This window comes from Nocardioides panacisoli (genome assembly GCF_019448235.1).
Classification (GTDB): domain Bacteria; phylum Actinomycetota; class Actinomycetes; order Propionibacteriales; family Nocardioidaceae; genus Nocardioides; species Nocardioides panacisoli_A.
The window spans coordinates 331,428-345,429 of record NZ_CP080409.1 but is presented as its reverse complement, the minus strand read 5'-3'; the positions used below and the strand labels follow the sequence as shown (position 1 = coordinate 345,429).

General features: G+C 72.1%; 13 protein-coding genes. 2 read left to right on the top strand and 11 right to left on the bottom strand.

Annotation, left to right across the window (positions count from 1 at the left end):
* Window positions 1-219 precede the first annotated feature (219 nt).
* From KUV85_RS01700 to ahcY, 5 genes are all read right to left on the bottom strand, one after another.
* Window positions 220-984, bottom strand: a complete 765-nt coding sequence (locus tag KUV85_RS01700) for a ComF family protein (RefSeq protein WP_219961490.1) — start codon at window positions 982-984, stop codon at window positions 220-222.
* A gap of 63 nt (window positions 985-1,047) precedes the next feature.
* Window positions 1,048-2,778, bottom strand: coding sequence for an LpqB family beta-propeller domain-containing protein (locus KUV85_RS01695; RefSeq protein WP_219961489.1), 1,731 nt, complete (start codon window positions 2,776-2,778; stop codon window positions 1,048-1,050).
* Window positions 2,775-4,433 (bottom strand): MtrAB system histidine kinase MtrB, encoded by a 1,659-nt coding sequence (gene mtrB / locus KUV85_RS01690; RefSeq protein ID WP_219961488.1) that lies wholly within the window; start codon window positions 4,431-4,433, stop codon window positions 2,775-2,777. The genes KUV85_RS01695 and mtrB overlap by 4 nt, the downstream gene beginning before the upstream one ends.
* Before the next feature lie 6 nt (window positions 4,434-4,439).
* Window positions 4,440-5,162: an MtrAB system response regulator MtrA gene (mtrA, locus tag KUV85_RS01685; protein WP_273543996.1), complete on the bottom strand. Its 723-nt coding sequence runs from the start codon at window positions 5,160-5,162 to the stop codon at window positions 4,440-4,442.
* Between the two features lie 74 nt (window positions 5,163-5,236).
* On the bottom strand, window positions 5,237-6,673 hold the full coding sequence (ahcY, locus tag KUV85_RS01680; protein WP_219961486.1) for an adenosylhomocysteinase: 1,437 nt from the start codon (window positions 6,671-6,673) through the stop codon (window positions 5,237-5,239).
* Window positions 6,674-7,012: 339 nt separating this feature from the next.
* Between ahcY and KUV85_RS01675 the strand changes: the two genes are divergently transcribed.
* Entirely contained in the window at window positions 7,013-8,347 is a 1,335-nt protein-coding gene (locus tag KUV85_RS01675; RefSeq protein ID WP_219961485.1) for an HNH endonuclease signature motif containing protein, read from the top strand.
* 79 nt (window positions 8,348-8,426) lie between these two features.
* Here KUV85_RS01675 and KUV85_RS01670 read toward each other — a convergent pair whose 3' ends face one another.
* From KUV85_RS01670 to KUV85_RS01645, 6 genes are all read right to left on the bottom strand, one after another.
* A complete protein-coding gene (locus tag KUV85_RS01670; protein WP_219961484.1) occupies window positions 8,427-9,365 on the bottom strand; it encodes a DUF808 domain-containing protein in 939 nt (312 codons plus the stop codon).
* A gap of 63 nt (window positions 9,366-9,428) precedes the next feature.
* Entirely contained in the window at window positions 9,429-10,493 is a 1,065-nt protein-coding gene (locus KUV85_RS01665) for an acyltransferase family protein (RefSeq protein WP_219961483.1), read from the bottom strand.
* Window positions 10,494-10,530: 37 nt separating this feature from the next.
* A complete protein-coding gene (locus KUV85_RS01660) occupies window positions 10,531-11,556 on the bottom strand; it encodes an SIS domain-containing protein (protein ID WP_219961482.1) in 1,026 nt (341 codons plus the stop codon).
* Entirely contained in the window at window positions 11,553-11,729 is a 177-nt protein-coding gene (locus KUV85_RS01655) for a Trm112 family protein (protein ID WP_237690181.1), read from the bottom strand. The genes KUV85_RS01660 and KUV85_RS01655 overlap by 4 nt, the downstream gene beginning before the upstream one ends.
* A complete protein-coding gene (locus KUV85_RS01650; protein ID WP_219961481.1) occupies window positions 11,726-13,099 on the bottom strand; it encodes a phosphomannomutase/phosphoglucomutase in 1,374 nt (457 codons plus the stop codon). The genes KUV85_RS01655 and KUV85_RS01650 overlap by 4 nt, the downstream gene beginning before the upstream one ends.
* Window positions 13,100-13,129: 30 nt before the next feature.
* Window positions 13,130-13,489: a DUF3499 domain-containing protein gene (locus KUV85_RS01645; RefSeq protein WP_219961480.1), complete on the bottom strand. Its 360-nt coding sequence runs from the start codon at window positions 13,487-13,489 to the stop codon at window positions 13,130-13,132.
* 50 nt (window positions 13,490-13,539) lie between these two features.
* Here KUV85_RS01645 and KUV85_RS01640 point away from each other — a divergent pair, with 50 nt between their 5' ends.
* Window positions 13,540-13,992 (top strand): metallopeptidase family protein, encoded by a 453-nt coding sequence (locus KUV85_RS01640; RefSeq protein WP_219961479.1) that lies wholly within the window; start codon window positions 13,540-13,542, stop codon window positions 13,990-13,992.
* Window positions 13,993-14,002 lie beyond the last annotated feature (10 nt).

Sequence of the window (14,002 nt, the reverse complement as noted above, 5' to 3'; positions counted from 1 at the left end):
CTCCCCCGGTCGCGCGCATCTGGCGCGCGGCGGGAGGCAGGACTCATGACTAAGCCGCACCGTGATCAGCGACCTCGCGGTCGCCTTACGTGGGCCGTTTCGCCTGCGACTGGCATCGGCTTGTCGTTCCCGGCCGGGAGTGCGTGCCTGACGGCAACCCGCTCCCGTGAGCGCCGGAACGACGCAACCACGGACCCGGGCGGACTCCATGTGGTGACGTTAGTCGGTTCGGGCAAGCGGTGAAAGGGGTGCCCGGGAATCTTCGGCGCGTCGCCGCGTGGCGGCCACCGTCGCGACCGCCAGCACCGGGATCCCGACCGCCTCCAGGGCTCGTTGGGCCTCCCGGGCGGTCGCTCCGGTGGTGAGGACGTCGTCGCAGACGACCACCCGGGCGACGGGGTGGCGGCGGGCCAGTCGGGTGGTACGCCGCGCCCGGACGGCCATGGATCGGCGCAGGTTGTCGTGGCGTTCCTCGGCGGTGAGCCCGGCCTGGTCGGCGACCCCCGGGCGCAGCCGCAGCAGGCGGGCGACTCGCACCGGCGGTGCGTGGGCTCCGCGGCCCAGCTGTCGTGCGGCCCGACGGGTGAGCGCGAGCGTCGCGTCGTGCCCGCGTGCCCGCACCACCGACGGCCGTGACGGCACGGGGACCAGGACGACGGGCACCTGTCCTGCCGCGCCGGCGTCCCGCAGCGCAAGGGCCACGGCACCGGCGAGCTCGTGTCCCAACGGCGTGGTCAGCGCCAGCAGCTGGCGCTCCTTGTGGGCCACGACGAGGGACCGCAGCGCGTCGGCGTACTCACCGGCGCTGTAGGTCGGGGCGAGTCCGCCGGGGCACGGCGTCGGGCGACGCAGTGCCGCACCGGCGGGGAGCCCGGCGCGACAGTCCGGGCACAGGGGCCGCCCCGGGCGGCCGCAGCCGAGGCAGGCCGAGCCCAGCAGCAGGTCGGCGGCCGCATCGACGAGCTCACTGATGACGGTCCCCACTCGCCGATGGCACCCCACCGTGGGGCAGCCGGGCAAGGGTCCGGTCGCCACCTGTGGAGGGACTCAGCCCGCGTAGTCCAGCGAGGTGGTGACGCCCGCGAGTCCTCGCACCGCGCGCGTGCCGACGTCGACCAGCTCCTCGGGCCGGACGGCGTACACCGGCTCGCCCGGCTTGGGGGTCCCGGCGAGTCCCTGGGCGCGGCCACGCACGACGATCGAGACCTCAGTGGCTCCCTGGATCCCGCCGTTGACGGGGAGCGTGGTCACCTCGACGAGGTTTCCGGCGCGGGCCGGGGTCAGCAGCGAGACCTCCACCGGGTCGGTCCAGGCCAGGTCGAGCACCCGCGGACCCGCATTGGTGCGGACCGTGCGGGAGCCCACGGCGCGTCGCACCTGGCCCAACGAGTCGATGACGACCCGGGAGGTGACGACACGGTCCCCGGCGGGTTCCCGGACCAGTGCGACGAGTCGCGTGCCGTCGCGCGAGACGAGCAGCCGGCGTGCGTTCTCACCGGTCACGCCGGGTACCCGGACCTCGCGGACCCGTTCCCCCTCGACCAGCCGGACGACCGCACCGCCGGGCGCACGGTCCAGGCTCCAGAGCCGCTCGGAGGCGTCCCAGCTGGGCTGCGCGAGCCGCGCGCCCTCCAGCAGCGTGGTGACCTCACCCTCGACGTTGGCCGGGGCTCGGACGAGCCGGGTCCCGCCGTCGACGACGCCCGCGGCGACGGCGCCGACCGGCGTGACCGCCACCGACGTCAGGCCGAGATCCACCTGCCCCAGCGGGCCCTCGACCGGCTCGATGTCGTCCACCCGTCCGCTGACCAGGACGCCGTCGCGGAGGCCGTAGAGCACGTCGGCGACCCCCACCCCGGAGGGGTCGAACTCCTCGGCACCGTCCACGGAGTACGGCGGGGAGGAGTGCGTGGCGACGACCTCCTCGCCGCCCACGGTCACGCGGAAGGAGTCGATGTCGGGGTCCTGCCGCAGCGTCCACGCGAACTGGGCGAGCACGAAGTCCGCCACCTCGGGTGGGATCGGCGGGGTGTCGCCGGTGAGCTCGATCCGGGCCATCCCGTCGTCGTTGACCGGCACCGACAGGCCGACGTCCAGGCCGGAGGGGATCATGGTGCGCACCACGCGCCCGGCGCCCTCGGGCGGGCCGGCGAGCAGCGCCTCGACCAACGAGGTGGCGAGCTGTTCCCCGATCGGCACGAACACCGGCTCCGGGACCAGGATCTTGCCGACCGGGTCGAGGAAGTGCAGCGAGACCTGGCGGAACCGCTGCTGGAACCACGCGTCGGGCACCAGCAGCGCGTCCGGCGGGTTGGCGATGCGGTACTCACCGTCCTGGCGCTCCATCCGCAGGTCCACGGCGCGTTCGTCCTCGCCGAGTGGGCCACGCCAGCCACCGGACCCGTCGAGTCGGTCGGCGTCGAGCAGCTCCACCCGGACCACGCCGTCGTCCTGCGCCGGGGGGACGTAGTCGGCGTACACCACGGTCCCGGCATCGGGGTTCCAGTTCTCGGCGGCGTCACGGGTGAGGAACTGCTTGGCGACGTTGGTCTCGATCGGCCACGACGTCATCGCGTCCAGGAAGCCGGTGACGATCTCGTTGCGGGTCGCGCCCTCCTGCGGCGGGCGGGCGTCCACGTCGGCGGCGGGGTCGATGCCGGGGCGGGCGTCGCTGGTCGCGGTCACCACCGGGCCCGACGTCGGCAGGTCGACGCAGGCGGTGCCGGTGAACAGCACGGCACCCAGCATCGCGGCGATCGCCGCCCGGCGCGGCCTCACGCCGACCCTCCCCTGCTGACCGGGGTCGGGTCGACGATGGCGTTCGGACCGGGGCCGACGTCGTCGGGCACGAGCGGCAGCGGGCTGTGGCGCAGGTCCTCGTCGACCCGTCGCGGCAGCGTCAACCGGAACTGGGCGCCCGCCCCCGGGCGGCCCCAGGCCTGGAGCCAGCCACCGTGCAGGTGCGCGTCCTCGAGCGAGATCGCCAGGCCCAGGCCCGTGCCGCCGCCGCTGCGGGCACGGGCCGGATCGGCGCGCCAGAACCTGTTGAACACCATCGCCGCCTCCCCCGGCGCGAGGCCGACACCGTGGTCACGCACCGCCACTGCGGCGGCCCTGCCGTCCGAGGCCAGAGTGATGGTGACGTCCTCGCGGCCACCGTACTCACGGGCGTGGTCGATCGCGTTGTTGACCAGGTTGCGCAGGATTCGCTCGACGCGGCGTACGTCGACCTCGGCCCGCACCGGACGCACCGGCTGCTCCACGTGGACCACCACGCCGCGCGCGTCCGCCACGGGGCGGCAGCCGTCGACGACCCGGTGCACCAGGTCGAGCAGGTTGACGTCCTCGACGTCGAGCGCCGCGGCCCCGGCGTCGAACCGGCTGATCTCGAGCAGGTCGACCAACAGGTTCTCGAAGCGGTCGAGCTCGACCTGCAACAGCTCGGCAGCGCGGGCCGTCGCCGGCTCGAAGTCCTCCCGCGCGTCGTGCAACACGTCGCTGGCCATCCGCACCGTCGTCAACGGGGTGCGCAGCTCGTGGGAGACGTCGGAGACGAAGCGGCGCTGCACCCAGCTCAGCTCCTCGAGCTGGCGGATCTGGCGCTGCAGGTTGACCGCCATCTGGTTGAAGGAGGTCGCGAGGCGCGCCAGGTCGTCCTCCCCGCGCACCTCGAGCCGCTCCTGCAGCTGCCCGGCCGCCAGTCGCTCCGCGACCCGGCGCGCCATCCGCACCGGTGTCACGACCTGACCGGTCACCAGCCAGGCCACGCCGGCGACCAGGGCCAGCAGGAGTCCGGCGGCGGTCAGCAGCGCCTGGGTGACCAGGCCGAGCGTCTCCTCCTGCTCGGCCAGCGGGTAGAGGAAGTAGACGGTGTAGGTGCGGCCGTCAGCGGGGAGGACCACCTGGGAACCGACGATGACGCCGGGCTCGCTCAGGTCCTCGCCCTCGGTCCCCTCGCGCACGATCGTGGTGTAGGTCCACGCCGTCGGCCGGTTGAGGCCGTCGAAGTGGTCCTGGAGGTCCCGCGGGACGCTGGCCAGGCCGAGGCCGGTCGTGCGCGGCGCGGTCTCGCTCTCCAGGCCGACCCCGTCGACCTCCGGGCCGCCGATGATGACCGCGACACCCCGGCCCCCGGCCCGCTCGATGATCGGGTCGCTGAGGTCACGCAGCTGACGACTCGCATTGCCCTCGGTGCCGGGTGCCGCCTCCAACCGGGCGCGGGCGTCGCCCACCTCGGCCTCGGCCTCGTTGACCACCACGTCGACCCGCTGCTGGAGGAGTCCGTCGCGGACCTGGCCCAGCAGGAACCAGCCCACCACGCAGATCACGATCGCGGTCAGCACCAGGGTGCTCGCCACGACGCGGGCCTGGACCGACCGGCGCCAGAACGTCAGGGCACGGCGTACGCCGTCAGGGAGCGGGAAGCGGGCCACCTCGGCCTACCCGGCGCCGGCCTTGTAGCCGACTCCGCGCACGGTCAGCACCACCTCGGGGTGCTCGGGGTCGCGCTCGACCTTGGAGCGCAGGCGCTGCACGTGCACGTTGACCAAGCGGGTGTCGGTGGCGTGCTGGTAGCCCCACACCTCCTGGAGCAGCACCTCGCGGGTGAAGACCTGCCACGGTCGGCGGGCCAGGCACAGCAGCAGGTCGAACTCCAGCGGCGTGAGCGAGATCGGCTCGCCGTCGCGGGTGACGGCGTGGCCCGCCACGTCGATGACGAGGTCCTGCAGCGTGATGGTCTCCGCCTCGGAGCCCGACGTACGCCGCATGCGGGCCCGGATGCGTGCGACGAGCTCCTTGGGCTTGAAGGGCTTGACGACGTAGTCGTCGGCGCCGGACTCCAGGCCGAGCACCACGTCGACGGTGTCACCCTTGGCGGTCAGCATGACGATGGGGATGCCGGACTCGGCGCGGATCTCCTTGCACACGTCGATGCCGTCCTTGCCGGGCATCATCAGGTCCAGCAGCACGAGGTCCGGCCGGTAGTCGCGGAAGGCGTCGACGGCCTCGTCGCCGGTGGCGCACACGCGTGAGTCGAAGCCCTCCTGGCGCAGCACGATGCTGAGCATCTCGGCCAGTGGCGCATCGTCGTCGACGACGAGGACCCGGCCCTTGGCGCCGGCCCCCGGCCGGCCCGCGGGTGCTGTCGTCATGCTGTCCATTCAACCATCGCGGCGGGCGGGAACAGCACGAACCGCCGCCCCGGTGGCCGGGACGGCGGCTCGTGCCGTGGTGCTCAGTAGCGGTAGTGGTCGGACTTGTAGGGACCGTCCACGGGGACGCCGAGGTAGTCGGCCTGCTCCTGGTTGAGCTCGGTGAGCTCGACCCCGAGCGCACCCAGGTGGAGCCGGGCGACCTCCTCGTCGAGGTGCTTGGGCAGCACCGTGACGCCGACCTCGTAGTCGGCGGCCTTGGTGAACAGCTCGATCTGGGCCAGCACCTGGTTGGTGAAGGAGTTCGACATCACGAACGACGGGTGGCCGGTCGCGTTGCCGAGGTTGAGCAGTCGGCCCTCGGACAGGACGAGGACCTTCTTGCCGTCGGGGAACACCCACTGGTGCACCTGCGGCTTGATCTCCTCCTTGACGATGCCCTCGACCTTCGCGAGACCGGCCATGTCGATCTCGTTGTCGAAGTGGCCGATGTTGCCCACGATGGCCTGGTGCTTCATCCGCTCGAAGTGCTCGACCCGGATGATGTCGAAGTTGCCCGTGGTGGTGATGAAGATGTCGGCGTCCTCGACGACGGACTCGAGGCGCTTGACCTCGTAGCCGTCCATCGCGGCCTGCAGGGCGCAGATGGGGTCGATCTCGGTGACGATGACGCGGGCACCCTGGCCGCGCAGCGAGTCCGCGCAGCCCTTGCCGACGTCGCCGTAGCCGGCCACGACGGCGACCTTGCCACCGATGAGGACGTCGGTCGCGCGGTTGAGGCCGTCGACGAGGCTGTGGCGGCAGCCGTACTTGTTGTCGAACTTGGACTTGGTGACCGAGTCGTTGACGTTGATCGCCGGGAAGAGGAGCGAGCCCTCCTTGAAGCGCTCGTAGAGCCGCAGCACACCGGTGGTGGTCTCCTCCGAGACACCCTTGATGCCGTTGGCGATCGTGGTCCAGCGCTGCGGGTCGTCGGCCAGCGAGCGGTTGAGGACGCGCAGCACCTCCTTGAACTCCTCGTTGTCGGTGCTGTCGGGGGACGGCGCCTCGCCGGCCTTCTCGAACTCCACGCCCTTGTGCACCAGCAGCGTGATGTCGCCACCGTCGTCGAGGAGCATGTTCGGGCCCTCGCCGTCGAAGTCGAAGACCTGCTCGGCCAGGTCCCAGTACTCACCGAGGGTCTCGCCCTTCCAGGCGAAGACGGGGGTGCCCTGGGGGTTCTCGGCGGTGCCCCCGGTCTCGGGACGGCCGACGACGACGGCCGCGGCCGCGTGGTCCTGGGTGGAGAAGATGTTGCACGAGGCCCAGCGCACGTCGGCGCCGAGCGCGACCAGGGTCTCGATGAGCACCGCGGTCTGGATGGTCATGTGCAGGGAGCCGGCGATCCGCGCTCCCTTGAGCGGCTGCGCGTCGGCGTACCGCTCGCGCATCGCCATCAGACCGGGCATCTCGTGCTCGGCCAGGGCGATCTCCATCCGGCCGTAGTCGGCCAGGGAAAGATCAGCAACCTTGTAGTCCATGGAGATTTCCTCACTACATCGCTGTCGGTCTCTGCAGTGCGTCTGCACTTCTTCGGGGTCTCCCGCACAGGACGTTGAACAGGTTACAAAGTCCACGCCGCCCACGTGCAATCCTCGTCACGCGGGCTCCGCGTCGCACCCCGGGACGCACCACAGGAGTCGCGTCCTCTTGCAGGTCGAGCCGGCGCGGTGAGGGGCGCGGCCCCTTGTTGGTCGAGCCGGCGCCGCGAGGGACGAGCGGCGTCGAGTCGAGACCCCGTCGAACCGCTCCTCGCGACCCGTCCACAGGTCCTTGTTTCATCGGGTCGAGATGTCGGTGGCCGGTGATCTACTGAACCCATGACCACCCACCCGCACCCGCACCGCTCCACCGCGGAACTGCTGGGCTCGGTGCGGGCCGAGGCGGCGCTACGGCGGGACTCCGAGGTCCGCGAGGCCCGCGACATCGTGGCCTGGGCCGGACTCAACACCGTCCAGGAGTCGGCGGATGCGGCCACGATCAGTGATGGGTACGTCGACACCGGCGTGCCGATCGCCGGCGAGGGTGCACCGTTGGTGAGTGAGTTCGCGTTGATGGAGCTGTGCGCCGTACTGGGCCGCTCGACCGTGGGTGGGCGGGACTACGTGGGGAAGGTCCTCGAGACCGCCCACCGGCTGCCCTCGATCTGGGAGGCCGTGCTCGCGGGACGGGTGCCGGTGTGGCGAGCACTCAAGATCGCCGAGGGCACCCGACTGCTCCCGGCAGACGCTGCGGCCCACGTCGACCGGCACCTGGCCACGTTCGCCGCGACCTGCACCTTCGCCCAGGTCGACCGGCTGGTCGAGGAGGCACTGGCCCGGTTCGACCCCACCGCCGCCGAGCAGCGACGCCGGGAGGCCGCCGACGGGCGCCGGTTCGACGTCCACACCCACGACGCCGGGACTGAGGGCACCGTCGCCGTCGACGGGATCCTCGACACCGCCGACGCCCTCGACCTGGACGCCGCGATCAGCGACCGCGCCCGAGAGCTCGCCGACCTGGGCTGTGACGCCTCACGCGACGTACGCCGCTCCATGGCCGCCGGCGACCTCGCCCGCGGCAACCAGCCCCTGGGTCTCGACACGCGCTCGCTCGTCCCTCACGAGCACGGCTCGACCACCAAGGACCCCACCTCCAGGAAACGCCGCACGGTCGACCTGCACGTCCACGTCACCGACACCGCCCTCACCACTGACGGCGAGACCATCGGACGGTTGGGCAACACCCGCAGTCCCGTCACCACCGGGCAGGTCCGCGACTGGTGCGGCACCCCGGGCACCACCGTCATCGTCCGGCCCGTCATCGACCTGACCGGCCACGAGCCTGTCGAGGCCTACGAAATCCCCGACCGCCACCGCCGCCACGTGCAGCTCCGCGACCCCCACTGCGCCTTCCCCCACTGCCAACGCCGCGCCACGCGTTGCGATCTCGACCACGCCACACCCCACGCCGCGGGTGGCTCGACATGTCCCTGCAACCTGGTCCCGCTCTGCCGCAGTCACCACCGGGCCAAGACCCACTCCACCTGGGGCTACACCGTCCTCGACCCCGGCCAGTACCTCTGGACCAGCCCCCACGGCCACCAATTCCTCGTCGACCACCACGGCACCTGCACCCTCGACAGGCTCGACCACCGGCAGACCCACCGACGATGACCCCGCCACCACACCCCGCCCACGAGCGGGGCCAGTGGCCTGCCGAGCGGAGTCACGCCGACTCGGCGACGGCGGTGGGTCAGTGCTCCTTGCGGAACGGCAGCAGGTGCATGACGACCACGACCACGGCGCCGACCGCCAGGCCGATCAACGCCGAGACGAGGGTGTTCACGCACCAGGCGAGGAACCCGCCGATGCCGGCCACCGCGTGGTGGATGTCCTCCTCCAGGTGGTGCACCCAGTCGTACGGCGCCTCCCACCAGCCGAGGTCGTGGACGTTGACCAACAGGAGGTGACCGCCGACCCAGAGCATGGCGACCGTGCCGACCACGGTGATCACCGCCAGCACCCGCGGCATCGCGGCGACCATCCCCCGGCCGAACCGCTCGCGGAACCCGGTGGCGCCGTCGGCCAGGGCGAGCCCGATGTCGTCCATCTTCACGATCAGCGCCACCGCCCCGTAGACGCCCGCGGTGATGACGACGGCCACCACCAGCAACGTGAACAACTGGAGCCAGAAGCCGCCGTCGTCGGCGATCGTCGACAGCGCGATCACCATGATCTCCGCGGAGAGGATCAGGTCGGTGCGGATCGCCCCGGCCACCATCCGCTTCTCCGCCTCCGGACCGACCTCGGTCACCGGAGCGGCGTGGGCGTCGTGGCCGGCGAGCTTGCCCCAGATCTTCTCGGCGCCCTCGAAGGCGAGATACGTGCCGCCGAGCATCAGCAGCACGGGCAGTGCCGCGGGCAGGAACGCCGACAGGAGCAGCGCCGCGGGCAGGATGATCAGCAGCTTGTTGCGGATCGACCCGATCGCGATCTGCTTGATGATCGGCAGCTCGCGCTCGGCGGCCAGCCCGTGGACGTACTGCGGCGTGACGGCGGCGTCGTCGATGACCACGCCCGCGGCCTTGCCGGTCGCCCGGCCCGCGGCCGCGCCGACGTCGTCGATCGACGCCGCGGCCAACCGGGCGATGGCGGCCACGTCGTCGAGCAGCCCGAACAGTCCCGCGCTCATGGCGACGAGGTTAGAGCATCACCGGCACGAGCACGCGCCGCCCGACCCGTCGCGTCGACGAGGTCAGACGCGCTCGGCGACCGGCGCCCCTTCATCGCGCTCCGGCTCCCGGCGGGCCTCGCGCCGGCGGGTCCGCAGGCGTTGCCAGGACCCGACGGGATCGACGAGGACCTCCAGCCGCCGGGTGACCGGCGACCAGGCCAGGAACAGGGCCACGAGGATCGCGCCCGCGGTGCCCAGCAGCAGGCCGAGCCACGGGTGGCTCTCCGACCAGCCGCCGAAGCCGGCGTACACGGCCGTCTTCACTGCGAACCCGTGCACCAGGTAGACCACGATCGAGGCCGACCCCATCCGGGCGAACCAGCCGTCGCGCCGCGGCATCAGCGCCAGGCAGGCCAGCGCACCCACCAGGCCGATGCCCAGCAGGGCCAGTCGGGTGAGCATGCCCTGGTCGTCCGCGGCGCCCATGTCGTCGTACGCCGTGCGGTAGTAGAGCCACTCGGTGCTCGCGAAGCGGTCGGTGTTGGCCGAGACGAGTGCGATCGCCGCGAACGCCACCAACGCCAGGACCCGCGGAGCCTGCCCGCGCAGCGCCTCGAACCGCTCCGGCGTGGCCACCAGCCCGATCACGAAGAAGGGCAGCAGGCCGAAGATGCGGGCGACATCGAGGGTGTCGCTGGAGGCCCACATGCCCGCACTGAGGCTCAGCAGGACCGCCACCGGGACGGCGCCCGGCATCGAGCGGAACACCGGTGTCATCAGTCGCCAGCAGAACAGCGCCACGAGGAACCACATCGGCCAGTGCGGGTCGAGGAAGAGGTTCTCCATCTCCTCGCCACCGACCTGGGTCCGGTAGAGGGCGAGCAGGCCCTCGAAGACGAGGTAGGGCACGGCCACGGTCCGCACCAGCGCACGCAGTCGGCGCGGCGAGTAGTCGAAGGACCGCGACAGGTAGCCCGCCACCAGCACGAACGCCGGCATGTGCCACAGGTAGACGAAGTCGTAGAGATTGCGCGTGAGCGCGGTCTGCGGCAGCACCGCCCAGACGTGGCCGATCACGACCAGCGTGACCAGGGCCATCTTGGCGTTGTCGAACCAGGGGTCCCGTGAGGCAGTGGGGGCAGACATGACCCCGTTGATACCGAATCGCGCCAAGGAATGCGATTCAGGAAGGCACCAACCCCAGGCCCAGGTACTGCGCCGCATAGGTGCCTTCCAGCAGCAATGAGGCGTATCGGGCGACATCACCCTCGGCGTCGGACGTGATGGATTCCACACGTACGTCGTGGTCCCGAGCGGCCTCGAGCAGCACCGAACGCTGCTCGGCGACCACCGGGTCGTCGTCCCGGTCGTCGAGCAGCACCAGCACCGGTCGCCCCTCCCCGACCTCGTCGGCGAACGGGTCGGCGAAGACGTCGCGCGGCCGAGCGGCCTCGATCACCGGCAGCAGGTGCTCGGCGTCGCCCGCGAGCGCGGTGCGCCCGGCCGAGCGCCGGATGTTCTCGGCGACCCGCCGTGCCGCACGCGCGGCCAGCACCGACCCACCCCACAGCAGTGGACTGGCATCGGCGAGGGAGATCGCGAGCATCTTGCCCTGGTTGATGGAGATGTCGCGGTGGGGCGAGCAGTCCATCGCGACCGAGTCCAGGGAGGCGGCGACCTCGGCCGGCTGCGCCTCGGGGCCAAGTGCGACCTGGTGGAGGAACCCGAGCATGACCACGGCCGTGGCGAGCTGGTCGCCGGTGACCGTCGGCAGGACCGTGCTCCAGCGCCCGGCGGCGTGCTCGGCCACCATCGACGACGCCGGACAGGCGACCACCACCTGGCAACCGCGCCGCACCGCCTCGGCCACCGCCGACGCAGCACCGGCGTCCGCGCCCTCGGGCGCCAGCACGACCACGAGGTCCAGGCTGCCCGCCCAGCCGGGCAATCCGGGGTTGGGCCAGGCGACGAAGGGCACCGGGCACCACGGCTCGAGCACGGCCCGCAACAGGCGGGAGTCCGGGCCCGCGGCGATCACCGCGCGCGGACGTGCGTCCGACGCCCGCGCCACGGCCTCGCCCAGTGCCTCCTCGGCGGCGGCCGCCTCACGGCGTACGCGCGACCCGGACTCGGCCAGGGTGCGGAGCCGGAGGTCGACCGTGCCCAGCGCGGTCTCGTCGTCGAGGCGGGACTCGTCGAACCAGTTCATGGGGTGGGGCGGGTCGCCTCGTCGACGAGGAGGACCGGGATCTGGTCCCGGATCGGGTACACCAGGCCGCAGCCGGTGCAGGTCAGCGTCGAGGGGGCGGGGGTCAGGGCACCGTGGCAGTCCGGGCACACGATGATGTCCAGCAGCTCCTGGGGCAGCACGGACTCGCTCATCGGCCACTCCTGATGATCGCCAGCGCCTCGTCGCGCACCTCGGTCATGGTCGCTTCGTCCTTCCCCTCCGCGTTGAGCCGCAGCAGCGGCTCGGTGTTGCTGGCCCGCACGTTGAGGGACCAGTCGGCGTGGCTGATACTGAGCCCGTCCAGGTGGTCCAGGCTGACGCCGTCACGGGCACCGTAGGTGGCCTCCAGTTCGGTCAGGACCGCCTGCTGGTCCTCGACCTCGGAGTTGATCTCGCCGCTCATCGGGTACCGCTCGTACTCCGCGAGCAGGGCCGACAGCGGCAGGTCGCCCTCGGCCAGGGCCGCGAGCGCGTGGAGCGCGGCGAGCATGCCGGAGTCCGCGCGCCAGAAGTCGCGGAAGTAGAAGTGTCCGCTGTGCTCGCCACCGAAGACCGCGTCGGTCTCGGCCATGGTCGTCTTGATGAAGGAGTGGCCGACCCGGGTGCGGACCGGTGTGCCGCCCTGCTCGGCGACGATCTCCGGTACGGCGCGCGAGGTGATCAGGTTGTGGATCACCGTGGCCCCGGGCTCCTTCTCGAGCTCGCGGGTCGCGATGAGTGCGGTGAGCGTCGAGGGCGACACCGCGCGACCCCGCTCGTCGATGACGAAGCAGCGGTCGGCGTCGCCGTCGAAGGCCAGACCGGCGTCGGCGCCCTCGGCGACCACCCGCTCCTGGAGGTCGACGAGGTTGGCGGCCTCGATGGGATTCGCCTCGTGGTGGGGGAAGGTGCCGTCGAGCTCGAAGTACATCGGGACCACCTCGATCTGGTCCGCGATGCGCTCGAAGACCGCGGGCGCGGTGTGACCGGCCATGCCGTTGCCGGCATCGACGACCACCTTGAGCTGGCGTCCCTTGATCGGGGCCAGCGAGAGCAGGTGTGCGGCGTAGGCGTGCAGCACGTCGTGGGACTTCACCGACCCGGTGCCGGCGACGGTCGGGGCCTCCCCCGCCGCCATCCGGTCGCGGATCTCGGCGAGGCCGCTGTCCTGCCCCACCGGCTGGGCCAGGGCACGGCACAGCTTGATGCCGTTGTACTGCGCCGGGTTGTGGCTCGCGGTGAACATGGCTCCCGGGAGCTCCAGGTGCCCGGAGGCGAAGTACAGCTGGTCGGTCGAGGCCAGGCCCACCATGGTGACGTCGGCGCCGGCGGCCGTCGCACCGTCGGCGAACGCCCCGGCGAGGTCCGGCGAGCTCGGGCGCATGTCGTAACCCACCACGATCGCCGGCGCCTGCAGGACCTGGACGAAGGCCGCGCCGGCGGCGCGCGCGAAGTCGTCGTCGAGTTGGTCCGGGACGGTGCCGCGCACGTCGTAGGCCTTGAAGACGGCCGCGAGGTTCTCCGGGGAACAGGTCGACGCCATGGGGGGAGCCTAGACGATGGTGACCCCGGCTCAGTCGGAGGTCAGCACCCGCAGGTGACCCTTGCGGGCCACCTCCCGACCGGTCTCCCGGACCGGCGGCGGGGGCGGCTCCTGGATCGGCCGCGCCGCCTCGCGCACGGCGTTGGCCAGGGCCAGCAGGTCGTCCTCGCTGGGCTCGGGCTCGCCGGAGTCGATCGCCAGCCGGAGCACCTCCCAGCCACGCGGTGCCGAGAGCCGCTCGCTGTGGGTCTCGCACAGGTCGTAGGCGTGGGGCTCGGCATAGGTGGCCAGCGGACCCAGCACCGCGGTCTTGTCCGCATAGACATAGGTCAGGGTCGCGATCGCGGGACGTGCACATGCCGTCCGGGAACACCGTCGGGCCAAACTCACGCGGGCGACGCTACCGTCCGGTGCCCGACGTGGCCGATAGGCTCGCGGGCGTGCAGCCGGACGATTTCGACGCCACCGACCACGTCCGGCGGGTCCGACGCGACCGGCGGGCGCGCGGCATGCGGGGCCCCGCAGTGCTCCCCCTCCGCCCCGGTCACCGGCCGCCGCGCCCACGCGGCAGCCGCGAGTACTTCGACCAGCTCGTGCTCGACGTCGTCGCCGAGGTCGACGGCCAGTGGTCCGAGGAGCTGGGGCTGGTCGAGTACGCCGTCGAGGACACCCCGCAGCTGCCCGACGACTGGACGACGCGCTCCGTGCCGCTGTCCTCGCTGGTCCGCGGCACGGGGGCGCGACCGACCCGGCTGGTGGTCTTCCGCCGCCCGATCGAGCGGCGGGCCCGCGATCGCGCCGACCTGGAGGCGATGGTCCTGACGGTGGTCGTCGAGCAGGTGGCCGAGCTGCTCGGCATCCCCCCGGAGCGGGTCGACCCGCGCTACGGCTGAGTCGGTCCCC

Excerpts from the sequence above, each read along its gene's own strand:
- KUV85_RS01650 (WP_219961481.1), bottom strand. The coding sequence starts at position 13,099 with ATGGCGTCGACCTGTTCCCCGGAGAACCTCGCGGCCGTCTTCAAGGCC.
- KUV85_RS01670 (WP_219961484.1), bottom strand. The coding sequence starts at position 9,365 with ATGAGCGCGGGACTGTTCGGGCTGCTCGACGACGTGGCCGCCATCGCC.
- ahcY (WP_219961486.1), bottom strand. The coding sequence starts at position 6,673 with ATGGACTACAAGGTTGCTGATCTTTCCCTGGCCGACTACGGCCGGATG.
- KUV85_RS01660 (WP_219961482.1), bottom strand. The coding sequence starts at position 11,556 with ATGAACTGGTTCGACGAGTCCCGCCTCGACGACGAGACCGCGCTGGGC.
- KUV85_RS01655 (WP_237690181.1), bottom strand. The coding sequence starts at position 11,729 with ATGAGCGAGTCCGTGCTGCCCCAGGAGCTGCTGGACATCATCGTGTGC.
- mtrA (WP_273543996.1), bottom strand. The coding sequence starts at position 5,162 with ATGGACAGCATGACGACAGCACCCGCGGGCCGGCCGGGGGCCGGCGCC.
- KUV85_RS01665 (WP_219961483.1), bottom strand. The coding sequence starts at position 10,493 with ATGTCTGCCCCCACTGCCTCACGGGACCCCTGGTTCGACAACGCCAAG.
- KUV85_RS01675 (WP_219961485.1), top strand. The coding sequence starts at position 7,013 with ATGACCACCCACCCGCACCCGCACCGCTCCACCGCGGAACTGCTGGGC.